Source organism: Sphingomonas sp. (assembly GCA_019635535.1).
Taxonomy (GTDB): Bacteria; Pseudomonadota; Alphaproteobacteria; order Sphingomonadales; family Sphingomonadaceae; genus Allosphingosinicella.
The window spans coordinates 1,282,325-1,305,248 of record JAHBZH010000001.1; the positions used below are offsets into that span (position 1 = coordinate 1,282,325).

Consider the following 22,924-nt stretch of genomic DNA (forward strand, 5'->3'; position numbering starts at 1 on the left):
CTCACTTCTCCGGGTGACGGCGCCGCCAGGTAAACTGGCGCCAGACATAAGCGAGGATGATCAGCGCGATGACGGCGACGGAGAGCGGACCGAGCACGTCGTCGACATCGGCATAATGGCTGCCGAGCAGATAGCCGGCGATGGCGAGGCCGCTGCTCCAGACCGACGTGCCGATCGTGGACCATATCAGGAAGGTCTTGAGCCGCATCTTGAGCAGGCCGGCGGGAATCGAGATGACCGAGCGGATCGTCGGGATCACCCGGCCGAGACCGACGATCGCGCCGCCATGCTTGCCGAACAGCCGCTGCGCCTTTTCCACGTCCGGCCAGTCGATGGTCAGCCAGCGGCCATAGCGATCGATGAAGGGGTGGAAACGCTCCATGCCGATGACGCGGGCGAGCAGGTACCAGAAGAAATTGCCGAACATCGCCCCGGCCGTGCCTGCCGCGATCACGCCCCACAGGCTCATCTCGCCCTGTCCGGCGCGCACGCCCGCCAGCGACATGATGACTTCCGAGGGGATCGGCGGGAACACCGTCTCCAGGAACATCAATATGGCGACGCCGACATAGCCCGCTTCGTCGAGCAGGCGGAACACCCAGTCGGTCATGCGCGGCCCAGTTTCGCTTCGATCGCGTCCCAGATGCGGGCGGGCGTGTCCGTGCCGTTGAACCGGTCGATGGCGACGATGCCGGTCGGCGAGGTGACGTTGATCTCGGTCAGCCATTCGCCGCCGATCACGTCGATGCCGACGAAGAGCAGGCCGCGCGCCTTCAGCTCCGGCGCGAGCGCGGCGCAGATTTCCTCCTCGCGCGGCGTCAGCTCCGTCTTGGCCGCCTTGCCGCCGACGGCGAGGTTGGAGCGAATCTCGCCTTCGCCCGGAATCCGGTTGACCGCACCGACCACCTCGCCATCGACCAGCACGATGCGCTTGTCGCCCTCGGCCACGCCGGGGAGGAAGGCCTGGAGCATGTGCGGCTCGCGGTACGCGGTGTTGAAGACCTCGATCAGCGAGGCGAGATTCTGTCCGTCCGCCCCGACCTTGAAGATCGCCTTGCCGCCATTGCCGTGCAGCGGCTTCACCACGATCTCGCCATGTTCCGCCAGGAACTTGCGGGCGACGCCGAGCGAGCGGGTGACCGCCGTCGGCGGCATGAAGCGGGCGTAATCCAGCACCCAGACCTTCTCCGGCGCGTTGCGGACGCTGGCCGGATCGTTGACCACCAGGGTCTCGCTCTGGATGCGCTCGAGCAAATGAGTCGCGGTGATATAGCCGAGGTCGAAAGGCGGGTCCTGGCGCATCAGCACGACGTCGATGTCCTTGCCGAGATCGAGGATACGCGGCTCACCCAGCCGGAAATGATCGCCAGCGACGCGCTGGACCGTGACCGGATAGCCCATCGTCCAGAGCCGGTCATGGACCCAGCTCAGATCCTCGGCGGCATAGTAGAAGAGCTCGTGCCCCCGCGCCTGCGCGCCCAGCATGATCGCGAAGGTCGAATCGCCTTCGATATTGATGCCCTCCAAGGGGTCCATCTGGACGGCGATGCGCAGGGACATAGGTCTCGAACTCCAAAGCCGTTCGGGCTGAGCCTGTCGAAGCCCTGTCCTTCTCTTCGGCCTCAAAGGAAGGACAGCCCTTCGACAAGCTCAGGGCGAACGGTGCGGGTGATTAGGCAAATGTGGGCGCCCTGTCATCCATGCCAGATATTTTCCACATGGCGGGGCCAGCGGCCCGGCACGATGAATACCGCGTCGATGCGGATCGTATCGCCCGGACGGCCGTGGCGGGCGGCGAGGGCTTCGGCGGCGCGCGCGACCCGGCGCAGACGATATTCGTCCAGCGCCAGTTCGGCTTCGGCGGCGGTCGCCCGCGCCTTCACTTCGACGAAGGCGATGGTCCGGCGGCGGCGCGCGACGATGTCCACCTCGCCGACCGGCGTGCGGGCGCGCGTGGCGAGGATGCGCCAGCCTTTCAGGCGAAGCCACCAGGCGGCGAGCGTCTCGGCCCGCCGGCCGCCGCGCTCGGCCGCCCGCCGGCTCATTTGAGCGCCTGCGCCCGCTCGTAGGCCAGCTTGCGCGGGATGCCGAGCCGCTGGGCGACTTCCGCGGCGGCGCGCGAAGGCGACAGCGTCTGAAGCGCTTCGCGCAGCGCCGCGTCGATATCGGCTTCGCCTGCAAGCGAAGCTTCGCCGGGTGGGCCGACGACGATCGCGATCTCGCCTTTTGGCGGTGCTTCTGCATAACGCGCGGCGAGTTGGACGAGGGTGCCGGTCACAGTCTCTTCGAAATGCTTGCTGATCTCGCGCGTCACCGCCGCCTCGCGCGCGCCCAGCCCTTCGGCCAGCGCGGCGAGTGCGGAGGCAAGGCGTGGGCCGCTTTCGTAGAAGACGAGCGTGCCCCGGAATCCCGCCGCCTCGGCGATCGCGTTGGCGCGCGCGCCCGGCTTGGCGGGGAGGAAGCCCAGGAAGGCGAAGCGGTCGGTCGGCAGGCCCGCGAGCGTCAGCGCGGCGATCGCGGCGCAGGGGCCGGGAATGGTCGTCACCGTCACCCCCGCCCGGCGGGCGTCGCGGACCAGCTTGTAGCCGGGATCGGAAATGAGCGGCGTGCCGGCATCGCTGACCAGCGCCACCGCTTCGCGCCCCATCCGCGCGATCAGGCCGGGCCGCACCTTGTCGGCATTGTGATCGTGATAGGGCGTCATCGGCCGCTTCGCGCCGATATGATTGAGGAGCTTGCCCGTTACGCGGCTGTCTTCGACGGCGATCAGATCGGCGCGGGCGAGGATTTCGGTGGCGCGGGGAGAGAGATCGGAAAGATTGCCGATCGGCGTCGCGACGATATAGAGGCCGGGAGCGAGGGGTTCGGACATGAGGAGTAAGGTCATGGCATCGCTGTCGCTGCGCGCGCAAGCCGACGCAGGATTTACCTGGGCATCGCTGGGGCGGCTGCTCGTCCTGCTGCTGCTCGCGATCGTCATCGCCGGCTGCGTCCCGCGCACCCGCCCTGGCCCGCCGCCGCCCGAGCCGGAAGCTCCCGATACGCGCCCCGACACATCGCGTCTGCCGCCGGACGAGACGCGCAACCGCGTTGCCGTGCTGGTGCCGCTGTCCGGCCCCAATGCGGGAATCGGCCAGGCGCTGCTCAACGCCGCCAATCTCGCTTTGCTGGACACGGGCGGGCAGCGCATCCGGATCACCGCCTATGACACGGCGCGCGGCGCGCAGGCCGCCGCCAACGAGGCGATCGGCGACGGCAGCGGCCTGTTCCTCGGTCCGCTGCTCGCGGAGGATGTGCGCGCGGTGGCGCCGCTCGCCCGGCGCGAGAACATTCCGGTGATCGCCTTTTCCAACGATGTGAGCGTGGCCGGCGACAATGTCTTCATCATGGGTTTCAATCCCGTCCAGTCGATCGACCGGGTGGTCGGCTTCGCCCGCTCGCGCGGAGCGCAGCGCTTCGCCGCGCTCGTACCCACCGGCGTCTATGGACAGCGCACCGGGCAGGCGTTGCGCGCCGCGGTCGAGGCGACCGGCGGCACGCTGGTCGCCATGGAGAGCTATGAGCGCGGCGGCGAAAGCCTCAATGCCGCCGCGACGCGGCTCAACACGCGCGGGCGCTACGACGCGGTGCTGATCGCGGACGGCTCGCGCGTGGCGCTGCAGGCGATCCCGATCGTGCGTCAGTCCTCGCCGCAGCCGCGCATCCTGGGCACGGAATTGTGGGGCGCGGAGACCAATCTCGGCGCCAATGTCGCGCTGCGCGGCGCCTGGTTCGCGGCGCCGTCCGACGCCAATTTCGGCACATTCCGCACCCGCTACCGGGCGCGTTATGGCTCGGAGCCGTCCTACCGGCTGGCGAGCCTCGGCTATGACGCGGTGCTGCTCGCTGTGCGGGTCGCGGCGGACTGGCCGATCGGCCGGCGCTTCCCGGAACGCGCGCTGCGCGAATCGACCGGCTTCTCCGGCGTGGACGGCGCCTTCCGCTTCGGCCGCGACGGTGTGGCCGAACGGGCGCTGGAGGTGCGTGAGGTGACGGCCGGCGGGACCAATCCGGTGTCGCCCGCGCCGCGCGGCTTCAACTGACCCGGACGATCTCGGCCAGCACCGAATCGAGCAGGAGCAGGCCGGCGTGGGTGGCGCGCAGCCGCGCTCCGTCGGTCGCGAGCAGGCCCTGATCGGCCAATCGCGTGACGGCGTTCCGGTCCACGGGATCGCGGCCGGCAAGTTTGGCGATCCGGTCAATGTCCACGCCTTCGGTCAGACGCAGGCCCATCAATAAAGCCTCGATGCCGCGTTCCGATGGCGCAAGCTCGCGTTCCTCGACAATGCCATGGCCGTTGCGCGCGAGCGCTGAGAGCCAGTTTTCCGGTTTACGATGCCGCTGCGTGGAAGCGTCATTTCGCCGTCCGTGCGCGCCGGGGCCGATGCCGGCATAGGCGCCGTAACGCCAATAGGTCAGGTTGTGGCGGCTCTCCTGGCCCGGTCGGGCGTGGTTGGAGATTTCATAGGCGGGGAGGCCCGCTTCGGCGGTGAGCGCGCCGGTCAGCTCGTAGAGTGCCGCGCTCTCGTCCGGATCGGCGGGAATGAGTTCGCCTTTGGCCGCCAATGCGGCGAAGCGCGTGCCGGGCTCGATGGTGAGCTGGTAGAGCGAGAGATGGTCGGTGCCGAAGGCGAGCGCCTGTTTCAATTCGGCCTCCCACGCCACGGCGCTCTGGCCGGGCAGCGCGTAGATGAGGTCGAAGCTGACGCGCGGAAAGGCCGACTGGGCGGTGCCGAGCGCCATCAGCGCCTCGTCCACATCATGGGCGCGACCGAGGAAGCGGAGCGTTTCGGCATCGAGCGACTGGACGCCGAGCGAGACGCGGTTGACCCCGGCGCGGGCGAGATCGGCGAAGCGGCGCGCCTCGACCGAGGATGGATTGGCCTCCAGCGTGATCTCGATATCGTTGGCGATGCCCCAGTGCCGCGATGCCGCGTCGATCAGTGCCGCCACCGTGCGCGGAGACATCAGCGAGGGCGTGCCGCCGCCGAAGAAGATCGAGGTCAGGCGGCGGCCGGGTGTCTGTGCGGCTTCATAAGCGAGATCGGCGAGCAGGGCGTCGCACCACGCCGCCTGATCCACGTCGTCGCGGACATGGCTGTTGAAGTCGCAATAGGGGCATTTCGAGACGCAGAACGGCCAGTGGACGTAGAGGGCCAAATCCCCCTCCCCTTCAGGGGAGGGGTCAGGGGTGGGGCTTGTTCTTTCGAGGCGGCCGGGTGTGACAGCCCCCACCCCAACCCCTCCCCTGAAGGGGAGGGGCTTCGTCACAACAAGGCCGCCACCAGCTTGCGGAAGGCGTCCGCACGGTGGCTGATCGCGTGCTTTTCGGCGGGGTCCATCTCGCCGAACGTGATGTCGTGGCCGGCGGCGACGAACATGGGATCGTAGCCGAAGCCGTTGTCGCCGCGCGGCGGCCAGACGAGGGTGCCATCCACCCGGCCCTCGAACCATTCGCTGTGGCCGTCCGGCCAGCACAAGGCAAGCGCGCAGATGAAGTGTGCGTTGCGGCTGACATCCTCGCCCAGCGCCTCCAGCTCGTCCTGCACGCGCCGCATCGCGACGCCGAAATCGCGCGCGCCCTCGACATGGCCGGGATCGTCGGCCGGCGCGACATGCGGATCGACGATCGCCCAGCGCGCCGAGAAGATGCCGGGCCGGTCGCCCAGCGCCTCGACGATCAGGCCGCTGTCGTCGGCCAGCGCTGGGAGCCCCGACAGGTCCGCCGCCTGCCGCGCCTTGAGGTCGGCATTGTCGATGAAGGTGACGCCCGTCTCGTCCGGCTCCGGCAGGTCCAGCTCGGCGGCGGAGACCGGCTCGATCCCATGGGGGCCGAGCAGGTCGCGAATCTCGCGCACCTTGCCTTCATTGTGGCTGGCGATGACCAGTTTGCCGGGCCGGAGTTTGTGGGTCATGCGCGAGACCTTTTCCGCATTCTGAACGAGAGCCCGGATTGGATGAGCAAGGCACGGATGCGGTCGGTCATTTCCGCGCCTATTTCACTTTTTGTGATCGGAACAAACATGGCGCGGTTTATGAAGAGGATGATTAGCCGCGGCGTTTCGTCCCACTGAATGACATCTTTCCAATCCGTTCGGAACGTGCCGGAATCCTGACTGAAAACAATATCCCGATCGCTGACGGTGATCGTTCGAGACTCCGACATAGAAGGCTGCTCAGCGTAGATCGCTCGCGCTTGACGGGGGATTAGCACAAATATGAAGATGGCCAGTACGACGAGGCCGACAGGAATAGCGAGAAGAACGCTTTTCAGCCCCGAGAGCCCATCTGCTGCTGCGGCAAGAACGGCTACCAACAGGATGCCAACCGCCACCCCCAGGCCAATGCGGCGGGCGCAGAGCCGTTGGTTGTAGGCGACATAATCATCTGCCGACAAACTGTAGTGGGCGCTCGCCATGCCTTACCGCCCTGTCGCCCGGTCCTGCGCGGCGAAAATGTCGGCGCAGCCGATCCGGGCGAGGCGGAGCAGGCGCAGCAGCCCTTCCTCGTCGAACACTTCGCCTTCCGCGCTCACCTGCGCCTCCACCAGATGGCCGTCGCCGGTGAGAACGAAATTGCCGTCCGATCCCGCCGAGCTGTCCTCGGCATAATCGAGGTCGAGCACGGCGGTTCCCCGATGCACGCCGCAGCTCACGGCCGCGACCTTCTGGCGGATGGGATCGGCCACGATCAGCTTCTTGGCGATCAGGCCGTCCACGGCGAGGCGCAGTGCCACCCAGGCGCCGGAAATGGCGGCGGTGCGGGTGCCGCCGTCGGCCTGGATCACATCGCAATCGAGCGAAATCTGGCGCTCGCCCAGCGCCTCGAGATCGACCACGGCGCGCAGGCTCCGGCCGATCAGGCGCTGGATTTCCTGCGTACGGCCGGACTGCTTGCCGCTCGCGGCTTCGCGGCGGCCGCGGGTGTGAGTGGCGCGGGGCAGCATGCCATATTCGGCCGTCACCCAGCCGCGCCCCTTGCCGCGCAGCCAGGAGGGGAGATTGGTCTCTACCGAGGCGGTGCACAGCACGCGGGTGTCGCCGAACGAGACGAGGCAGCTCCCCTCGGCATGGCGGGTGAAGCCGGGCTCCATCTGAATCGCGCGCATCTGGTCTGGCGCACGGCCTGAAGGACGCATATCATTCTCCGTTCAACGACAAGGGGCGGGCCTTAGCCAAAGCGGCGGGTCCATGCCAGCCTCTTGGGCAAAGGGGAACAGCAGCATGACCGGACGCCTTCTCTTCATCCTCGGTGGGATCGTCTTCGTCCTCGGCCTCATCTTCATGGCGCAGGGCGCGGGCTATCTCGCCTGGCCGGAAGGCACCGGCATGTACGGCGTCGCGGACTGGGTCTGGCGCGGCGCGATCGTCGCGGCGATCGGCCTGATCGTCATCGTGATCGGACGCCGCCGATAGGCGGTATTTGACCGGCGCGTGCGGCCGCCTACATCTCATCCCATGACGAGCAGCATCGGCGAGATGAGCGACCGCGCGCGCGACGTGTTCCGCCTGGTCGTCGAATCCTATCTGGAGAACGGCCAGCCGGTCGGCTCGCGCACCATTTCGCGCACGTCGCTGCTCAACCTGTCGCCCGCCTCGATCCGCAACGTGATGCAGGACCTGGAGGAGACCGGCCTGCTCGCCGCGCCGCATACGTCGGCGGGGCGGGTGCCGACGGAAAGCGGCCTCCGCCTGTTCGTCGACGCGATCATGCAGGTGGCCGAGCCCCGGGCCGAGGACCGTGCCGCGATCGAGAAGCTGATCGACCGGCAGGGGCCGATCGAGGAGGCGATCAGCAACGCCACGGCGGCCTTGTCGGGCCTCTCGGCCTGTGCCGGCATCGTGCTGGTGCCCAAGGCCGAGCCGGCGCTGCGCCAGCTCGCCTTCGTGCCCTTATCGGACCGGCAGGCCGTGGCGGTGATGGTCGGCAGCGACGGCAGCGTCGAGAACCGGGTGATCGACCTGCCGCCGAGCGTCACCCATGCGACGCTCGTGGAGGCCGGCAACTTCATATCGGCGCGCCTCTCCGGCCTGACCCTGACCGACGCGCAGGCGCGGCTGGCGGCCGAGATCAAGGCGGGCGAGGCGGCGCTCGACAAGGCGGCGCGCGAACTGGTGACGCGGGGCCTCGCGCTCTGGTCGCGCGACGGGGCACGGCGGCCGGTGCTGATCGTGCGCGGCCAGGCGAACCTGATCGACGAGAGCGTGGCGGCCGATCTGGAGCGCGTCCGCCAGCTCCTCGACGAGCTGGAGGGCAAGGAGGAGATCGCCCGCCTGCTCGGCCGCGCGCGGGAGGGCGCCGCGATGAAGATCTTCATCGGATCGGAGAATGAGCTGTTTGCACTGTCCGGTTCCTCGGTTATCGCGGCGCCCTATCGCGGGGCGGACGGCCGGGTGGTCGGCGTCGTCGGTGTGATCGGCCCGACCCGGTTGAACTATGCGCGGGTGGTTCCCATGGTGGACTTCACCGCCAAGGCATTGTCGAGATTGATGGCATGAACGAAGACGAGACGAAGACCGAAGACCTGCAGGAACAGCCGGAAGGCGCGGCGCCGGAGGAGGATCAGACCGATCCGCTGGCGACGCTGGAGAGCGAGCTGGCCGAGGTGCGCCAGCAGGTGCTCTACGCCCAGGCGGAGACGCAGAATGTCCGCCGCCGGCTGGAGCAGGAGAAGATCAACGCGGCCAGTTACGCCGCCACCGCCTTCGCCCGCGACATCCTCTCGGTGAAGGACAATCTGGAGCGGGCCTTGTCCGCCGTCCCCGCCGATCTTCGGGAAGACGAGAAGATGAAGGGCCTCGTCGCCGGCATCGAGGCGACCGGGCGCGAGATCGAGAGCGTGTTCCAGCGCCACGGCATCGCCCGCATCGAGGCGATGGGCAAGGCGCTCGACCCGAACCTCCACCAGGCGATGATCGAGGTCCCGTCCGGCGAGGCCGAGCCCGGCACGATCGTGCAGGAAATGCAAGCCGGCTACACGATCAAGGACCGGCTGCTGCGCCCGGCTCTGGTCGGGGTGGCGAAGAAGCCGTGACGCCAAGCTTGACAGGACGCCCGCGCGCCTCGATCATCAGGGCGATGCGCACGACCGTCATCTCGACCGTCTATTATTATCGGACCGCCCGGGCGGGACCGATCTGATGCGCGCCTAACAGGCCAGAGTTTCACGATCGCACCCCGTCCGGATTTCCGGGCGGGGTTTTTCTTTGTGCCCGAGGAGAAACCCATGACTTCCGAAACCCATATCGGTCTCGCCGGCGCCGCTTCGCCCCCGGACGCCGCAGCGGACTGGACGATCCCGCAGGACTGGACGCGCTTCACCGCCGTGGAGCACCGGGTCTGGGACCTCCTGTTCGCGCGCCAGCAGGCCTGCCTCGAGGGGCGCGCCGCGCGCCAGTTCTTCCGGGGGCTGGACCTGCTGCGCCTGTCCAAGCCCGGCATCCCCGATTTCGATGAGCTCAACGAGCGGCTCTTCGCGCGGACCGGCTGGGCGGTGGTGTCGGTACCCGGGCTGATTCCTGACCGGGTGTTCTTCGACCATCTGAGCAAGCGCCGCTTCCCGGCCGGCAATTTCATCCGCGCGGCGACCAGCCTCGACTATCTGGAAGAGCCGGACGTCTTCCACGACGTGTTCGGCCATGTCCCGATCCTCGCCGATCCGGCGGCGGCGGACTTCATCCAGCAACTCGGCCTGCTCGGGCTGGCGGCGGACGCGAAAGGGGAGCTGGAGCGGCTCGCCCGGCTCTACTGGTACACGATCGAGTTCGGGCTCACGCTGGAGGACGGCGCGCGCCGGATCTACGGCGCGGGCATCCTCTCCAGTTTCGGCGAGAGCGTCCATGCGCTGGAGAGCGCGGCGCCGCGCCGCCGGCCCTTCGACATCGCGCGGGTGATGCGCACGCGTTACCGCACCGACAGCTTCCAGCCGCTCTATTTCGTGATCGACGGATTCGAGGCGCTGCTGAAGACGGTCGAGCAAGGGCTCGATCCGGTCTATGCGGCGCTCCGGGGAACTCCGGACTTCGATCCGGGCGAAGATGATCTCATGCGGCTCGGCGCGGACTAGAAATGATCGTGCGCCATGTCGATCTCGCGCACGCCGCGCTTCTGGCGGGCGGTGTCGACGAGGCGGCGCAGATGCTCGCGGCGCTGGCGGGCGTCGGCGACGTGGGGGATGACGAGATCGCCGTGGCGGGTGGTCTCGTCGCTCGACGAGATGGCGAGCGTGCCGATCCCGGCCCATTGGTTAAGCAGGCTGAAATTGAGCTTCACGTCCTTGATCCGGTAAAGCTCGATCTCGTCCACCGCCTTGAAGATTATGCCGGTGCGGATGTTGAGCCGCTCCTCGGTGAAATCGTAGCTGGCGGCGAGATTCTTCACCCACACCACCACGACGATGACCAAAGCGGCGAGCGTGAGCAGCAAGGGCAGCGCGCGGCTGCCGGTTTCCACTGCGCCGACGCCGAGGGCGGTCAGCACGATGCCGGCAAGGCCGAGCGCGATCGTGGCCAGCCCGGCGGCGGTGCCGCGCAGCCAGCCCAAAGTGGAGGAACGGAACGTGTCGAGCGCCGGTTCGGTCATATGCGGTCCCCGAATTTGCGGCGTGGACGCTAGCACAAGCGGACGCGAAGGGAAGCGGGTTCGCCGCCGCGGCCGCAGAGGAACAAGTTTACTAAGTTGACAGGGTGGGGGGTGTTTCCCGGGGTCCCAAGGGCCGCGCGCAGCGGCGCGAAACTTCAGCTTCACCCATATGCGCGATGGTGAGCCGCGAGATTTTTTCGCGGGAGACGGGCGATTCAAAGAGCCGGTGAGCCGAGGCCGCAACCCCGATTCGGGGCAAGCGTGACAGAGGATTTCCTACATTGGAAGCGGTGGGCGGATGCCTGCTTTCGACCCGTTGCTGCCCTTCAGCCCCTCCCTTTCAAGGGAGGGGGGATTAGCGACCGTTTCCCACCCATAGTGGACATCCAAGGCTGTCTGTCGTGCGATCGGGCGCTTAGACAGACTTAAAGGGCAAGGCCGCCTCCAGTTCAGCCAGCGTGGCGACCCCCGACAATGCGACGGCGCGGCGGCGCAGGAAGACGTGGCGGACGATCTCGGCCTGTTGCTCCAGCCCGTAGCGGTCCAGCGCGCGGCCGGGGATGAAGGTGTAGGCGTAGCGGCAGAAGGGGTGGCGCATCAGCGGGAGATACCAGCGGCCCTTCGTCTGCGCCTGCCAGACATGGGTCATTTCGTGGATGAAGAGGCCCTGGAGCGGTAGGGACGCCCGGGCATAATCCTCCGCCCACTGATCGCCCTTGGGATGGACCCAGATATGGCCGTCGGGCGCCATCACCGCGCGCTTCGGATGGAGGAAGAACCATTTGCGGCGGTGGATGCGGACCGCGTCATAATCGATCGCGCCGCCGAAGATCGACGCGGCCATGGCGCGCTCGCCTTGGGTGAGCGGGCGGGAGGTCATGTTCCCGCCCGACGGTTATCAATGCCCGGCATGGCCGCCTTGGCCGGGGGCGCGCAGTTCGGCTTCGACGGTGACGGGATCGGCGCCTTCGAAGGTGAAGGTGAGCGGCAGGGTGCCGCCGGCCGCGAGCGCGGCGTCGAGGCCGAACAGCATGGCGTGCTTGCCGCCGGGCTCGAAGACGAGCGGCGCGGCGGGGGTGACGGTGGCGTCGCCGAGCGGGCCCATGCGGCTGACGCCGTCGGTCACGGTGGTTTCGTGCAGCTCGATCCGTTCGGCCTGCGGACTGGTGATGCCGGTCAGGGTGAGAGACGGCAGCGTGGTGCGGAGCGTGAAATAGCCGGCGCCGGGGCGGCCCGGCACGGCGGGCAAAGTCACGACCGCATCGTCGATCGCGACGGGCGCGTTTTCGGCGGGTGCGGCGGCGTTCGCCTGTGTGCCATTTTGCGGCGCCTGGCCGCAGGCGGTGACGAGGGAAAGGGCGGCGAGGAGGGCGAGGGCGCTTTTCATCCGTGCCCCATAGGCCGCGTGAGTTCTTGTCGCAACGGATTCGCCTCCTATATCGCCACCCGAAACGCCCGTTCGCGCAAGTTTTGCAAAGCGAGCGGGCGCAGCAATTTACGAGGGGCCAAGAGGAACGATTATGGCACGAGTGATCGGTATCGATCTGGGGACCACCAACAGCGCGGTCGCCGTGATGGAGGGCGGGAAGCCCAAGGTCATCGAGAATGCGGAAGGCGCGCGCACGACGCCGTCGGTCATCGCCTTCACCAAGGACGGGGAACGCCTCGTCGGCCAGCCGGCCAAGCGCCAGGCGGTCACCAATCCCGACAATACCGTCTTCGCGGTGAAGCGCCTGATCGGTCGCCGCTTCGACGATCCGGTGACGAAGAAGGACACCGAGCTGGTGCCCTACAAGATCGTCAAGGGCGCCAATGGCGACGCCTGGGTCAATGCCGGCGACAAGGATTACAGCCCGTCGCAGATCAGCGCCTTCATCCTGCAGAAGATGAAGGAGACGGCGGAAAGCTATCTGGGCGAGACGGTCACGCAGGCCGTGATCACCGTCCCCGCCTATTTCAACGACGCCCAGCGCCAGGCGACCAAGGATGCCGGGCAGATCGCGGGCCTCGAAGTGCTGCGCATCATCAACGAGCCGACCGCCGCGGCGCTCGCCTACGGGATGGAGAAGCAGGACGGCAAGACGATCGCGGTCTACGATCTCGGCGGCGGCACGTTCGACATCTCGATCCTCGAGATCGGCGACGGCGTGTTCGAGGTGAAATCGACCAACGGCGACACCTTCCTGGGCGGCGAGGATTTCGACGCGAAGATCGTCGATTCGCTGGCCGACAAGTTCAAGGCGAAGGAAAATATCGACCTGCGCCAGGACCGGCTCGCGCTCCAGCGGCTGAAGGAAGCCGCCGAGAAGGCGAAGATCGAGCTGTCGTCGGCGCAGACCACCGAGGTCAACCTGCCCTTCATCACCGCGCGGATGGAAGGCGGCGCTTCGACCCCGCTCCATCTCGTCGAGACGATCACGCGCGCCGATCTGGAGAAGATCGTCGGCGATCTCATCAAGCGCACGCTGGAGCCCTGCAAGAAGGCGCTGGCCGATGCGGGCCTCAAGGCCAACGAGATCGACGAGGTCGTCCTGGTCGGCGGCATGACCCGCATGCCCAAGGTCCGCGACACCGTGAAGGATTTCTTCGGCAAGGAGCCGCACACGGGCGTCAACCCGGACGAGGTGGTCGCGATGGGCGCCGCGATCCAGGCCGGCGTGCTGCAGGGCGAGGTCAAGGACGTCCTGCTGCTCGACGTCACGCCGCTGTCGCTCGGCATCGAGACCCTGGGCGGCGTCTTCACCCGGATGATCGACCGCAACACGACGATCCCGACCAAGAAGACGCAGACCTATTCGACCGCCGAGGACAACCAGAATGCGGTGACGATCCGCGTTTTCCAGGGCGAGCGCGAAATGGCGGCGGACAACAAGCTGCTCGGCCAGTTCGACCTGGTCGGCATCCCGCCGGCGCCGCGCGGCGTGCCGCAGGTCGAGGTCACGTTCGACATCGACGCCAACGGCATCGTCAACGTCCACGCCAGGGACAAGGGCACCGGCAAGGAGCAGCAGATCCGCATCCAGGCCTCGGGCGGCCTTTCCGACGCCGACATCGAGAAGATGGTCCAGGAAGCGGAGCAGTTCGCCGAGGAGGACAAGAAGCGCCGCGAGGGCGTCGAGGCGAAGAACAATGCCGAGAGCCTCGTCCACTCCACCGAGCAGCAGCTCAAGGAGCATGGCGACAAGGTCGATGCCGCGCTGAAATCCGAGATCGACGCGGCGATCGCCGAGACGAAGGCCGCCATCGAGGGCGAGGACGCCGAGGCGATGAAGGAGAAGGCCCAGGCGCTCGCCCAGGTGGCGATGAAGCTCGGCCAGGCGATCTACGAGAAGGAGCAGCAGGCCGCCGCTTCGCCGGGCGGCGACGCCCCGGCGGATGAGGCGGGCGCCTCCGACGAGGAGGTGGTCGACGCCGAATTCTCCGAGGTGGACGAAGAGAATAAGGGCTGACGCCGTGTCCCGCTCCGTTCGTCCTGAGCTCGTCGAAGGACTGTCCTTTCTTGCGGAAGTGAAGAAGGGCAGGGCTTCGACAGGCTCAGCCCGAACGGTGTGGGTCAGGGGGCGCTGCGACCACCATGGTTGAAACGGACTATTACGAGCTGCTCCAGGTCGAGCGGACGGCGGACGCGGGGACGATCAAGTCCGCCTATCGCCGGCTCGCGATGGAATGTCATCCCGACCGCAACGGCGGCTGCACCGACGCGGAATCGCGGTTCAAGGCGATCAGCGAGGCCTATGACTGCCTGAAGGACCCGCAGAAGCGCGCCGCATACGACCGGTTCGGCCATACCGCGTTCCGCAACAGCGGGATGGGCGGCAATAATGGGGCGCAGGATTTCGGCTCCTTCGCCGACATTTTCGACAATATCTTCGGCGAATTCATGGGCGGGCAGCAGGGCCGGCGCGGCGATCACCGGCGCGGCTCCGATCTGCGCTACGATCTGGAGATCAGGCTGGAGGATTCCTTCGCCGGCCGCGAGGTCGAGCTGCAGGTGGACACGACCGCGCCCTGCGATCCCTGCACCGGGACGGGAGCCAGGCCGGGGACGGGCGCCAAGGCCTGCCAGATGTGCGGCGGCCACGGCCAGGTCCGCGCGCGCAACGGCTTCTTCGTGGTCCAGCAGACCTGTCCGTCCTGCCACGGCGTCGGCGAGACGATCGCCGATCCCTGCCGTTCCTGCCGCGGCGAAGGCCGGGTCGAGAAGCGCAAGACGCTGACCGTCACCATCCCCGCCGGGGTGGATGAGGGCACCCGCATCCGGCTCGCCGGCGAGGGCGAGGCCGGGGTGCGCGGCGGGCCGTCGGGCGATCTCTACATCTTCGTCCATCTCGCGCGGCATCCGATCTTCCAGCGCGACGGCACGACCCTGTTCTGCCGCGCCCCGGTGAGCTTCACCACGGCGGCGCTGGGCGGCTGCATCGAGGTGCCGGGGCTCGACCGGCAGGTGCACGAGATCAAGATCCCGCCCGGCATCCAGTCCGGCAAGCAGCTGCGCCAGCGCGGCGCCGGCATGCCGGTGCTGAACGGGCGGGGGCAGGGCGACATGGTGATCGAGATCGAGGTCGAGACCCCGACGAAGCTGAGCGCCAAGCAGAAGGAGCTGCTCGAAGCCTTCCGCGAGACGGAGACCGGCGAGGAATGTCCGAACGCGAAGGGCTTCTTCCAGAAGCTCAAGGACGCGATCACGGGATAGCCCCGTCATTGCGAGGCGCGAAGCGACGAAGCAATCCAGCGGGACTCGGCAGTCGCACTGGATTGCTTCCCCCGGCTTTCGCCGGGGTCGCAATGACGGCTAGGGCTTCTTCGGAATCTCCAGACCGCGCTGGACGGCGGGGCGGGCGAGGCCCCGTTCCAGCCAGGCGGGGACGTGGCGCAGGCTGGCATAATCGATCAGCTCGCCCGCTTCGTAGAAGCCGATGAGGTTGCGGACCCAGCCGAGCGTCGCGATGTCGGCGATCGTGTAATCGTCGCCCATGATCCACTGACGCCCGTCGAGCCGCTGTTCGAGGACGCCGAGCAGGCGCTTGCTCTCATTGATGTAGCGGTCGCGCGGGCGCTTGTCCTCGATCTCGCGGCCGGCGAACTTGTGGAAGAAGCCGAGCTGGCCGAACATCGGGCCGATGGCGGCCATCTGGAAGAAGACCCACTGGATCGCCTCGATCCGCGCGGCCGGATCGGGGGGAAGGAACCGGCCGGTCTTCTCGGCGAGATAGACCAGGATCGCGCCCGACTCCCACAAGGCGAGCGGAGCGCCGCCGGGACCGTCCGGATCGATGATCGCGGGAATCTTGCCATTCGGGTTGAGGGAGAGGAATTCGGGCGTCCAGGTCTCGTTCTTGCCGATATCGACCAGGTGCGGCTCGTAGGCGAGGCCCGTCTCCTCGAGCATGATCGACACCTTCACGCCGTTGGGCGTGGGCAGCGAGTAGAGCTGGATGCGGTCGGGATGGACGGCGGGCCAGCGCCGGGTGATCGGGAAGGCGGAGAGATCGGTCATGCCTGCGGGGCTCCTTGCGATGCAAAGACGGGTTGCGGGCTAGATAAGGGCCGTGCGGGACCGGGCAAGCGCCGGCGCGATTTGCGCCAATTCTATGCGCCGAACACGCGCGCGAAGATCGTATCGACCTGTTTCAGATGGTAATCGAGATCGAACTTTTCCTCCAGCTGCGCGTCGGACAGCAGGGCCGTTACCTCAGCGTCCGCCTTGAGCAGGTCGAGCAGGGAAAGCGCGCCGTCGGATTCCCAGACCTTCATCGCGTTGCGCTGGACGAGGCGGTAGGCGTCCTCGCGGCTGGCGCCGGCCTGGGTGAGCGCGAGCAGGACGCGCTGCGAATGGACGAGACCGCCCATCCGGTCGAGGTTGCGCTGCATCCGCTCGGGATAGACGAGGAGCTTGTCCATGACGCCGGTGAGGCGGGCGAGGGCGAAATCGAGCGTCACGGTGGCGTCCGGGCCGATATAGCGTTCCACCGACGAATGGCTGATGTCGCGCTCGTGCCACAGCGCCACATTCTCCAGCGCCGGGGTCACATAGCCGCGCACCATGCGCGCGAGGCCGGTGAGGTTCTCGGTCAGCACCGGGTTGCGCTTGTGCGGCATGGCCGAGCTGCCCTTCTGACCGGGCGCGAAATATTCCTCCGCCTCCAGCACCTCGGTGCGCTGGAGATGGCGGATTTCGGTCGCCAGCCGCTCGACCGAGGAGGCGATGACGCCGAGCGTGGCGAAGAACAGCGCGTGGCGGTCGCGCGGGATGACCTGGGTGGAGACGGGCTCGATGGCGAGGCCGAGCTTGTCGGCGACATGGGCCTCCACCTTGGGATCGACATTGGCGAAGGTGCCGACCGCGCCGGAAATCGCGCAGGTCGCGACATCGTCGCGCGCGGCGATCAGGCGGGCGCGGTTGCGGGCGAACTCGGCATAGGCCTGGGCCAGCTTCAGGCCGAACGTCACCGGCTCGGCATGGATGCCGTGGCTGCGGCCGATCATGGGCGTGAGCTTGTGCTCCTCCGCCCGGCGCTTCAGCACGGCGAGCAGCGCGTCGAGATCGGCGATCAGGATGTCCGCCGCCTGCTTGAGCTGCACCGCGAGGCAGGTGTCGAGCACGTCGGAGCTGGTCATGCCCTGATGGAGGAAGCGGGCCTCCTCGCCGACATGTTCCGCGACCCAGGTGAGGAAGGCGATCACGTCGTGCCTGGTGACGGCCTCGATCGCGTCGATCGCGGCGACGTCGATGGCCGGATCGGTCGCCCACCAGTCCCACACCGCCTGCGCCGCCGCCTGCGGCACGACGCCGAGCTCGGCCATCGCATCGAGCGCATGGGCCTCGATCTCGAACCAGATGCGGTAGCGGTTCTCCGGGGCCCAGATGGCGGCCATGGCGGGGCGGGAATAGCGGGGGATCATGGCCACGGCGCCTAGCAATGGCCGGGCGCGCGCGCAACGGCGACGCAATGGCTTGACTCCCGCTTGATCGAGCGTTCAACTCCGCCTGTGATGACTCCGAGCCTCGCCCTGTTCGTTGCATTGCAGGCGGCCGCGCCCGAATCCGCGCCGCCGGCGCTTGCGCCGGAGCTCCAGCCGCTGGCCTTTCTGGTCGGCTCCTGCTGGCGGGCGACCTTTCCCGGCACGGCCATCGTCAACACGCACTGCTATTCGGCGATGCATGGCGGCCGTCATGTCCGCAACCGCCATATCGTGGAAGGCGCGCCCGGCCCTTATTCCGGCGAGACCATCTTCCGCTGGGACCCGGAGCGCGCGCAGATCCGCTACGATTATTGGGGATCGGACGGGGGCTACAGCACCGGCACGGTGGTGGCGACCGACGACGGCCTCTCCTTTCCCGAGGAAAGCTATCTGGGCGTGCGCGGCCAGCGGCTGACGATGCGCGCGGCGATGCGCGATGTCGGCCCGGAAGGCTATGAGGGATCGAGCGAGATGCGCGAGGGCGAAGGCTGGCGCGAAATGTGGCGGATGCGCTTCACGCGGATCGGACCTGCGCCGGCCGGGGATTAGGCTGTATCGACATTCATCCCTTAGCCCCTCTCCCTCAAGGGAGAGGGAAAAGAAGGTGAATGCCGATCCGGCTAGATCAGGCCCATCGCCCGCAGGCTCGCATGGCCGTTGGCGCCGACGATGATGTGGTCGTGCAGGGTGACGTTGAGATGCCGCCCCGCCTCGGCGAGGTCGCGGGTGAGGCGGATGTCCTGTTGCGATGGCGAAGGATCGCCGGACGGGTGATTGTGGACGATAATGATCGCGCTCGCCTTCAGGTCCAGCGCGCGGCGCATCACCTCGCGGATATGGACCGCCGATTCGTCCACCGAGCCTTCCCACATCGGCTCGTCGCGGATGAGGACGTTCCTGGCGTTGAGGAAGAGGATGCGGACCCGCTCGATCCCCTCATGCGCCATGTCGGCGCGCAGATAATCGAGCAGGGCCTGCCAGGAGCCGAGGATCGGCCGTTCGCGGATCTCGTCCTTGAGCAGGCGCAGCGCCGCGGCATGGGCGGTCTTGAGCGCGGCGGCGGCCGTCTCGCTGACGCCGCCGACCCGGGCGATCGCCTCGGCATCCGCCGTCATCAGCGCGCCGAAGCCGCCGAATTCCCTGAGCAGCTGCCTGGCGAGCGGCTTGGTGTCGCGGCGGGGAATGGCCAAGGCGAGGAGATATTCGACCAGCTCGTGATCGAGCAAAGCGTCCGGCCCGCCCTCGAACAGGCGCTGGCGCAGGCGGGCGCGGTGGCCGCTGCCGTCAGTGGAAGCCTCCCCCATAAGGTTGGATTAAGGCCGACCATGCGGTTACGCAACGTGACGGCGCCGGAACGCGATCGGCGCAAGTAGGTTGAGCCAGAGCGTGGACGAACAGGAGATCATCGACGAGGCCGCACCGCGCCGCCCCCGCCGGCGGTTGCGACGGCTGCTGCTCGCGCTCCTGATCCTGCTGATCGCCGGGCTCGGCATCCTCTGGTCGATGCGCGAGAAGCTCGCTACCGACTATTTCGAGGGCGAGCTGGCCCGCCGGGGCGTGCAGGCGAGCTATGAGGTGAAGCGGATCGGCTTCGGCTCGCAGATCCTCGAGAATGTCGTGATCGGCGATCCGGCCCGGCCGGATGCGACGATCCGACGGCTGGAGGTCGGCATCGCGCTGGGCCTGTACGGGCCGGAAGTGGGGACGATCACGGTGCGCGGGGTGCGGCTCCGGGGCAGCATCGTCGATGGGCAGGTCAGCCTTGGCCAGATCGACCGGCTGCTGCCCGAGCCGACCGGCGCGCCGTTCGCGCTGCCCGACCAGCGGATCGACGTCGCCGACGCGGGCATCGCGCTGGAGACGCCGGCCGGGCTGGTCGCGCTGGCGCTGACCGGGCGGGGCAATCTGGCGGACGGCTTTCGCGGGCAGATGGCGATGACGGCGCGCGCGCTGGAGATTGGCGGCTGCGCGATCGAAGCGCCGCGCGCGAACGTGGCGGTGGCGGTGGACGAATTGCGGCCGAGCCTGCGCGGGCCAGCGGCGGCGCAGGCGGCGCGCTGCGGCGACATGCTGGCGGCACGGCCGCGCGTGGCGCTGGCGCTGACCCTGGCGTCGACCATCGATTCGTGGCGCGGCGGCGGCGCGTTGCGGATCGATAGGCTGGCGGCCGGTGCGAACCGGGCGGCGAACGTCGAGGGGCGGCTGACCTTCGCCGGCAATGCGGCGCGCACGCAGGGGCGGGCCGATCTCTGGGCCGGCGCGCTCGACACTGACGGCGCGCGGACGGCGCGGGCGCGGATCGCCGGGCCCTATGCGCTGTCGCTCGACCGCGGCGAGGCGCTGTTCGGCGGCGAGATCGAGGCGGCCGGGCTGCGGCTCGGCGATGCGGCGCTGGGCGGCGCCGTCGCGTCTTTGCGGGGCGCCAGCGGAACGCCGGTCGGACCCATCGCCGAATCGCTGGCGGACGCGCTGGCGCGGGCCGGGCGCGAGGGGGCGGAGGCGCGGGCCCAGGCCTGGCTGGCCTCCGGGCCCGGTTTCGGCGCGGCGCGGGTCAACACGCTGCGGCTCGACGGCGCGGGTGGTGCGCGGCTGCTGATCGACGGCGGCAGCGGCGCGACCTATTTCTGGCCGGCGGGCAGGCTGCGGCTCGACGGCGATTTCGCATTGTCGGGCGGCGGCTTTCCGGAAACGCGCTTCACCTTGCGCCAGGCGTCGGCGGACGGGCCGCTGGAAGGCGCCGGCCGGATCGCGCCGATCCGCGCGGGCGAAACCAGCCTCACCCTGAGCGAAATCCGCTTCGCCGCGTCGCCGGGCGGGGAGACGCGCTTCCGCACCGCGGCGCGGCTCGACGGGCCGTTTTCCGGCGGACGGGTGCGCGGGCTGACCCTGCCGATCGACGGGCGCTTCGGGCGCGGCGGCTTCGCGCTGGGCGAAAGCTGCGTGGCGGCGGGGTTCGAGGCGCTGGAGGTGCAGAATCTGCGGCTCGGCGCGACGCGGCTGCCGCTCTGCCCGGAGGGACGGGCGATGCTGTGGCAGGGGCCGGGCGGATCGCTGCAGGGCGGGGCGCGGATCGACGCGCCGCGCTTCGCCGGGCGGCTGGGGTCCTCGCCGGTCGCGTTCGCCGCCGCGCGGCTGCGGGTCGGGCCGGACGGGTTCGCCGCGACCGATTTCGCGGCGCGGCTGGGCGAGGCCGATGCGGTCAACCGGCTCGACATCGCCAGCTTGGACGGGCGCTTCGGCGAGGGCGTGGCGGGGGATTTCGCGGGGCTTTCCGGCGATCTGGCGGCGGTGCCGCTGCTGGTGGACGGCGGCGCGGGACGCTGGCGCTTCGCCGGCGGCGAGCTGGTGGCGGAGGGCGGCATCAATGTCGCCGACAAGCAGGACCCGGTCCGCTTCTACCCGCTTATCTCGCACGATTTCCGCCTCGCCATTTCGGGCAGCGATCTCACCGCCACCGGCGGGCTCGATCATCCGGGGAGCGGCACGCGGGTGATGCGCGCGACGATCGTCCATGACCTGTCCAGCGGCGCCGGCAATGCCATGCTGGACGTCGAGGGGCTGCGATTCCACCCCGGCTTCCAGCCCGATTTGCTGACGCCGCTCACCATCGGCGTCATCGCGCTGGTGGACGGCAGCGTCACCGGGCAGGGCCGGATCGCGTGGGACGAGGCGGGCACCCGCAGCACCGGCACCTTCGCGACGCAGGGCATGAACCTCGCCGCGCCGTTCGGCCCGGTGCAGGGGTTGACGACGCGCATCGAATTCACCGATCTGCTCGGCCTCGCCACCGCGCCGGGCCAGACGGCGACGGTCGATCTCGTCCAGGCCGGCATCGACGTGTTCGACGGCGTGCTGACCTACCAGCTCCGGCCCGATTACCGGGTGGCGATCGAAAGCGCGCGATGGCCCTTCGCCGGCGGCACGCTGACGCTGGACCCGACCGCGCTCGATTTCAGCCGCGAATCGACCAAATATCTGACCTTCCGGGTCGATGGCCTGGATGCGGCGCGCTTCGTCGAGCAGATGGAGTTCGGCAATATCGCCGCGACCGGCACGTTCGACGGCGTGGTGCCGATGCAGTTCGACGAGAACGGATCGGGCCGCATCCTGAACGGCCGGCTGTCGGCGCGGCCGGAAGGCGGCACCCTGTCCTATGTCGGCGAGCTGACCGACCGCGATCTCGGCGCTTATGGCATCCTCGCCTTCAACGCGCTGAAATCGCTGCGCTACGACAAGTTCGACCTGATTCTGAACGGTGCGCTGGACGGGGAGTTCGTCACCGTCATCGACCTGGACGGCGTCGCCCGCGATCCCGAGGGCACCGCCTTGCCGTCCGGCGGGGGCATTCCCCAGATGGTGGCGGGCCGGGTGCTCGGCCAGCTCGCCCGCATCCCGTTCCAGTTCAACATCCGCATCCAGGGCCAGTTCCGGTCGCTGATCGCGACCACGCGATCGTTCAGCGATCCGAGCCTGCTCATCCAGTCGGTCCTGCCCCGCGCCCTCTCCGGAGAGCTCGAAACACCTGTCCAAGACGTTCAGCCTGAAGAAAGCGAGCCCGTGCGATGATCCAGCCCAACTTGACGAGGAAGCTCCGCGATGCGAGCCGGACGAACATGCCAAGACTGCTTCTCGCGCTCATCGCGGCGCCGGCGCTCGGCGCCTGCGTCCAGGTGAGCGCGCCGGATCGGCCGATCGAGATCAATCTCAACATCAACATCCGTCAGGAAGTGGTGGTGAGGCTCCAGCAGGACGCGCGCGAGCTGATCCAGAACAACGAAGGGATATTCTAGCCATGACCCGCCGTACCAAGCTGATGATCGCCGCCGCGCTCGGCCTCGCCGTCGCCGCGGGCGGCACCGCTTACGCCTTCCAGGCCGACGCCGCCGGCGCGCTGCGCGCGACCGGCCAGGCGGGCGAGCAGGCCGACGGCTATATGGGCGTGGTCGGCTCCGCGCCGGCGAACGTCCGCGCGCAGGTGGAGCAGATCAACATCCAGCGCCGGGCGGCCTATACCCAGCTCGCCTCGCAGCGCGGCGCGACGATCGAGGAGGTCGCCGCCGCCACCGCCTGCCAGATCTTCGCCGCCCGCGTCGGGCCGGGCCAATATTACCGCCTTCCCGACGGCGTCTGGCGTCAGCGCAACGGCAACGAGCCGGTGCCGCGCCCGAGCCATTGCGGGTAATTTCAGGCCGCTATCCTTCACCTTCCGGCCCGCGTCTTCGCGCCCATTGCTGCGGCGCGGCACGGCTGTTGACTTGGGCATTGGCGCTTCCTAAAGGGGCGGCGCCTTGGCGGGTTCGTTCGCCGGCATGTTCCTCGCGCGCGACGGGCCGCTCAGTCG

Annotated in this window: 25 protein-coding genes; 11 read left to right on the forward strand and 14 right to left on the reverse strand. The window is 68.5% G+C overall.

Going from position 1 to position 22,924, the window contains the following annotated elements:
- Window position 1: 1 nt before the first annotated feature.
- The 4 genes from KF780_06590 to rsmI form a co-directional block, all read right to left on the reverse strand.
- Window positions 2-610 carry a DedA family protein gene (locus KF780_06590; protein ID MBX3561466.1) on the reverse strand — a complete coding sequence of 203 codons (609 nt, stop codon included), beginning with the start codon at window positions 608-610 and terminating at the stop codon, window positions 2-4.
- The gene (gene gshB / locus KF780_06595) at window positions 607-1,560 is read right to left on the reverse strand and encodes a glutathione synthase (GenBank protein ID MBX3561467.1); all 954 of its coding nucleotides are present in this window, start codon (window positions 1,558-1,560) and stop codon (window positions 607-609) included. Before gshB ends, KF780_06590 begins: the two co-directional genes overlap by 4 nt.
- Window positions 1,561-1,694: 134 nt before the next feature.
- Window positions 1,695-2,045 (reverse strand): YraN family protein, encoded by a 351-nt coding sequence (locus KF780_06600; protein MBX3561468.1) that lies wholly within the window; start codon window positions 2,043-2,045, stop codon window positions 1,695-1,697.
- The gene (gene rsmI / locus KF780_06605) at window positions 2,042-2,872 is read right to left on the reverse strand and encodes a 16S rRNA (cytidine(1402)-2'-O)-methyltransferase (protein MBX3561469.1); all 831 of its coding nucleotides are present in this window, start codon (window positions 2,870-2,872) and stop codon (window positions 2,042-2,044) included. The genes KF780_06600 and rsmI overlap by 4 nt, the downstream gene beginning before the upstream one ends.
- A 13-nt stretch (window positions 2,873-2,885) precedes the next feature.
- On the opposite strand from rsmI, the gene KF780_06610 reads away from it, so the two are divergent.
- Window positions 2,886-4,082, forward strand: a complete 1,197-nt coding sequence (locus KF780_06610) for a penicillin-binding protein activator (GenBank protein MBX3561470.1) — start codon at window positions 2,886-2,888, stop codon at window positions 4,080-4,082.
- Here the strand turns inward: KF780_06610 and KF780_06615 are convergent.
- From KF780_06615 to rph, 4 genes are all read right to left on the reverse strand, one after another.
- Window positions 4,075-5,199, reverse strand: a complete 1,125-nt coding sequence (locus KF780_06615) for a coproporphyrinogen III oxidase (GenBank protein ID MBX3561471.1) — start codon at window positions 5,197-5,199, stop codon at window positions 4,075-4,077. The two genes, KF780_06610 and KF780_06615, sit on opposite strands and share 8 nt — an antisense overlap.
- Window positions 5,200-5,306: 107 nt before the next feature.
- On the reverse strand, window positions 5,307-5,954 hold the full coding sequence (rdgB, locus tag KF780_06620; protein ID MBX3561472.1) for an RdgB/HAM1 family non-canonical purine NTP pyrophosphatase: 648 nt from the start codon (window positions 5,952-5,954) through the stop codon (window positions 5,307-5,309).
- Window positions 5,951-6,457, reverse strand: a complete 507-nt coding sequence (locus KF780_06625) for a YcxB family protein (GenBank protein ID MBX3561473.1) — start codon at window positions 6,455-6,457, stop codon at window positions 5,951-5,953. The genes rdgB and KF780_06625 overlap by 4 nt, the downstream gene beginning before the upstream one ends.
- 3 nt (window positions 6,458-6,460) lie before the next feature.
- Window positions 6,461-7,177, reverse strand: coding sequence for a ribonuclease PH (gene rph, locus KF780_06630; GenBank protein MBX3561474.1), 717 nt, complete (start codon window positions 7,175-7,177; stop codon window positions 6,461-6,463).
- Window positions 7,178-7,262: 85 nt separating this feature from the next.
- On the opposite strand from rph, the gene KF780_06635 reads away from it, so the two are divergent.
- The 4 genes from KF780_06635 to KF780_06650 all read left to right on the forward strand — a co-directional run bounded on the left by KF780_06635 (window position 7,263) and on the right by KF780_06650 (window position 10,105).
- The gene (locus KF780_06635; protein ID MBX3561475.1) at window positions 7,263-7,454 is read left to right on the forward strand and encodes a hypothetical protein; all 192 of its coding nucleotides are present in this window, start codon (window positions 7,263-7,265) and stop codon (window positions 7,452-7,454) included.
- Window positions 7,455-7,517: 63 nt separating this feature from the next.
- Window positions 7,518-8,537, forward strand: a complete 1,020-nt coding sequence (hrcA, locus tag KF780_06640; protein MBX3561476.1) for a heat-inducible transcriptional repressor HrcA — start codon at window positions 7,518-7,520, stop codon at window positions 8,535-8,537.
- Window positions 8,534-9,073, forward strand: coding sequence for a nucleotide exchange factor GrpE (gene grpE / locus KF780_06645; GenBank protein MBX3561477.1), 540 nt, complete (start codon window positions 8,534-8,536; stop codon window positions 9,071-9,073). The genes hrcA and grpE overlap by 4 nt, the downstream gene beginning before the upstream one ends.
- Before the next feature lie 192 nt (window positions 9,074-9,265).
- Complete coding sequence (locus tag KF780_06650) at window positions 9,266-10,105, forward strand: phenylalanine 4-monooxygenase (protein MBX3561478.1); 840 nt, start codon at window positions 9,266-9,268, stop codon at window positions 10,103-10,105.
- On the opposite strand, the gene KF780_06655 is transcribed toward KF780_06650, so the two are convergent.
- From KF780_06655 to KF780_06665, 3 genes are all read right to left on the reverse strand, one after another.
- Window positions 10,102-10,620 carry a PH domain-containing protein gene (locus KF780_06655; protein ID MBX3561479.1) on the reverse strand — a complete coding sequence of 173 codons (519 nt, stop codon included), beginning with the start codon at window positions 10,618-10,620 and terminating at the stop codon, window positions 10,102-10,104. The genes KF780_06650 and KF780_06655 overlap by 4 nt on opposite strands.
- Before the next feature lie 415 nt (window positions 10,621-11,035).
- Complete coding sequence (locus KF780_06660) at window positions 11,036-11,500, reverse strand: vgr related protein (protein MBX3561480.1); 465 nt, start codon at window positions 11,498-11,500, stop codon at window positions 11,036-11,038.
- An 18-nt stretch (window positions 11,501-11,518) separates the two neighbouring features.
- Window positions 11,519-12,007 (reverse strand): copper chaperone PCu(A)C, encoded by a 489-nt coding sequence (locus tag KF780_06665; protein ID MBX3561481.1) that lies wholly within the window; start codon window positions 12,005-12,007, stop codon window positions 11,519-11,521.
- Window positions 12,008-12,140: 133 nt separating this feature from the next.
- On the opposite strand from KF780_06665, the gene dnaK reads away from it, so the two are divergent.
- Window positions 12,141-14,069, forward strand: a complete 1,929-nt coding sequence (gene dnaK / locus KF780_06670) for a molecular chaperone DnaK (protein MBX3561482.1) — start codon at window positions 12,141-12,143, stop codon at window positions 14,067-14,069.
- Window positions 14,070-14,194: 125 nt separating this feature from the next.
- Entirely contained in the window at window positions 14,195-15,313 is a 1,119-nt protein-coding gene (gene dnaJ / locus KF780_06675; protein MBX3561483.1) for a molecular chaperone DnaJ, read from the forward strand.
- A 99-nt stretch (window positions 15,314-15,412) separates the two neighbouring features.
- Here the strand turns inward: dnaJ and KF780_06680 are convergent, their stop codons facing one another.
- Window positions 15,413-16,117: a glutathione S-transferase N-terminal domain-containing protein gene (locus KF780_06680; GenBank protein MBX3561484.1), complete on the reverse strand. Its 705-nt coding sequence runs from the start codon at window positions 16,115-16,117 to the stop codon at window positions 15,413-15,415.
- A 92-nt stretch (window positions 16,118-16,209) separates the two neighbouring features.
- The gene (locus tag KF780_06685) at window positions 16,210-17,523 is read right to left on the reverse strand and encodes an adenylosuccinate lyase (protein ID MBX3561485.1); all 1,314 of its coding nucleotides are present in this window, start codon (window positions 17,521-17,523) and stop codon (window positions 16,210-16,212) included.
- A gap of 90 nt (window positions 17,524-17,613) precedes the next feature.
- On the opposite strand from KF780_06685, the gene KF780_06690 reads away from it, so the two are divergent.
- The gene (locus tag KF780_06690; protein ID MBX3561486.1) at window positions 17,614-18,132 is read left to right on the forward strand and encodes a hypothetical protein; all 519 of its coding nucleotides are present in this window, start codon (window positions 17,614-17,616) and stop codon (window positions 18,130-18,132) included.
- A gap of 71 nt (window positions 18,133-18,203) precedes the next feature.
- Here the strand turns inward: KF780_06690 and radC are convergent, their stop codons facing one another.
- Complete coding sequence (radC, locus tag KF780_06695) at window positions 18,204-18,887, reverse strand: DNA repair protein RadC (protein MBX3561487.1); 684 nt, start codon at window positions 18,885-18,887, stop codon at window positions 18,204-18,206.
- 70 nt (window positions 18,888-18,957) lie between these two features.
- Between radC and KF780_06700 the strand changes: the two genes are divergently transcribed.
- The 3 genes from KF780_06700 to KF780_06710 are packed head-to-tail and all read left to right on the forward strand — an operon-like array spanning window position 18,958 to window position 22,765.
- Window positions 18,958-22,149, forward strand: coding sequence for a YdbH domain-containing protein (locus KF780_06700; protein ID MBX3561488.1), 3,192 nt, complete (start codon window positions 18,958-18,960; stop codon window positions 22,147-22,149).
- A gap of 47 nt (window positions 22,150-22,196) precedes the next feature.
- Window positions 22,197-22,373, forward strand: a complete 177-nt coding sequence (locus tag KF780_06705) for a YnbE family lipoprotein (protein MBX3561489.1) — start codon at window positions 22,197-22,199, stop codon at window positions 22,371-22,373.
- A gap of 2 nt (window positions 22,374-22,375) precedes the next feature.
- On the forward strand, window positions 22,376-22,765 hold the full coding sequence (locus KF780_06710) for a YdbL family protein (GenBank protein MBX3561490.1): 390 nt from the start codon (window positions 22,376-22,378) through the stop codon (window positions 22,763-22,765).
- Window positions 22,766-22,924 lie beyond the last annotated feature (159 nt).

What these genes read in the sequence shown, in the direction of transcription:
- KF780_06590 (MBX3561466.1), bottom strand. Translation starts at nt 610, where the DNA reads ATGACCGACTGGGTGTTCCGCCTGCTCGACGAAGCGGGCTATGTCGGC.
- gshB (MBX3561467.1), bottom strand. Translation starts at nt 1,560, where the DNA reads ATGTCCCTGCGCATCGCCGTCCAGATGGACCCCTTGGAGGGCATCAAT.
- KF780_06600 (MBX3561468.1), bottom strand. Translation starts at nt 2,045, where the DNA reads ATGAGCCGGCGGGCGGCCGAGCGCGGCGGCCGGCGGGCCGAGACGCTC.
- rsmI (MBX3561469.1), bottom strand. Translation starts at nt 2,872, where the DNA reads ATGTCCGAACCCCTCGCTCCCGGCCTCTATATCGTCGCGACGCCGATC.
- KF780_06610 (MBX3561470.1), top strand. Translation starts at nt 2,886, where the DNA reads ATGGCATCGCTGTCGCTGCGCGCGCAAGCCGACGCAGGATTTACCTGG.
- rdgB (MBX3561472.1), bottom strand. Translation starts at nt 5,954, where the DNA reads ATGACCCACAAACTCCGGCCCGGCAAACTGGTCATCGCCAGCCACAAT.
- KF780_06625 (MBX3561473.1), bottom strand. Translation starts at nt 6,457, where the DNA reads ATGGCGAGCGCCCACTACAGTTTGTCGGCAGATGATTATGTCGCCTAC.
- rph (MBX3561474.1), bottom strand. Translation starts at nt 7,177, where the DNA reads ATGCGTCCTTCAGGCCGTGCGCCAGACCAGATGCGCGCGATTCAGATG.
- KF780_06635 (MBX3561475.1), top strand. Translation starts at nt 7,263, where the DNA reads ATGACCGGACGCCTTCTCTTCATCCTCGGTGGGATCGTCTTCGTCCTC.
- hrcA (MBX3561476.1), top strand. Translation starts at nt 7,518, where the DNA reads ATGAGCGACCGCGCGCGCGACGTGTTCCGCCTGGTCGTCGAATCCTAT.
- grpE (MBX3561477.1), top strand. Translation starts at nt 8,534, where the DNA reads ATGAACGAAGACGAGACGAAGACCGAAGACCTGCAGGAACAGCCGGAA.
- KF780_06650 (MBX3561478.1), top strand. Translation starts at nt 9,266, where the DNA reads ATGACTTCCGAAACCCATATCGGTCTCGCCGGCGCCGCTTCGCCCCCG.
- KF780_06655 (MBX3561479.1), bottom strand. Translation starts at nt 10,620, where the DNA reads ATGACCGAACCGGCGCTCGACACGTTCCGTTCCTCCACTTTGGGCTGG.
- KF780_06660 (MBX3561480.1), bottom strand. Translation starts at nt 11,500, where the DNA reads ATGACCTCCCGCCCGCTCACCCAAGGCGAGCGCGCCATGGCCGCGTCG.
- KF780_06665 (MBX3561481.1), bottom strand. Translation starts at nt 12,007, where the DNA reads ATGAAAAGCGCCCTCGCCCTCCTCGCCGCCCTTTCCCTCGTCACCGCC.
- dnaK (MBX3561482.1), top strand. Translation starts at nt 12,141, where the DNA reads ATGGCACGAGTGATCGGTATCGATCTGGGGACCACCAACAGCGCGGTC.
- dnaJ (MBX3561483.1), top strand. Translation starts at nt 14,195, where the DNA reads ATGGTTGAAACGGACTATTACGAGCTGCTCCAGGTCGAGCGGACGGCG.
- KF780_06680 (MBX3561484.1), bottom strand. Translation starts at nt 16,117, where the DNA reads ATGACCGATCTCTCCGCCTTCCCGATCACCCGGCGCTGGCCCGCCGTC.
- KF780_06685 (MBX3561485.1), bottom strand. Translation starts at nt 17,523, where the DNA reads ATGATCCCCCGCTATTCCCGCCCCGCCATGGCCGCCATCTGGGCCCCG.
- KF780_06690 (MBX3561486.1), top strand. Translation starts at nt 17,614, where the DNA reads ATGACTCCGAGCCTCGCCCTGTTCGTTGCATTGCAGGCGGCCGCGCCC.
- radC (MBX3561487.1), bottom strand. Translation starts at nt 18,887, where the DNA reads ATGGGGGAGGCTTCCACTGACGGCAGCGGCCACCGCGCCCGCCTGCGC.
- KF780_06705 (MBX3561489.1), top strand. Translation starts at nt 22,197, where the DNA reads ATGCCAAGACTGCTTCTCGCGCTCATCGCGGCGCCGGCGCTCGGCGCC.
- KF780_06710 (MBX3561490.1), top strand. Translation starts at nt 22,376, where the DNA reads ATGACCCGCCGTACCAAGCTGATGATCGCCGCCGCGCTCGGCCTCGCC.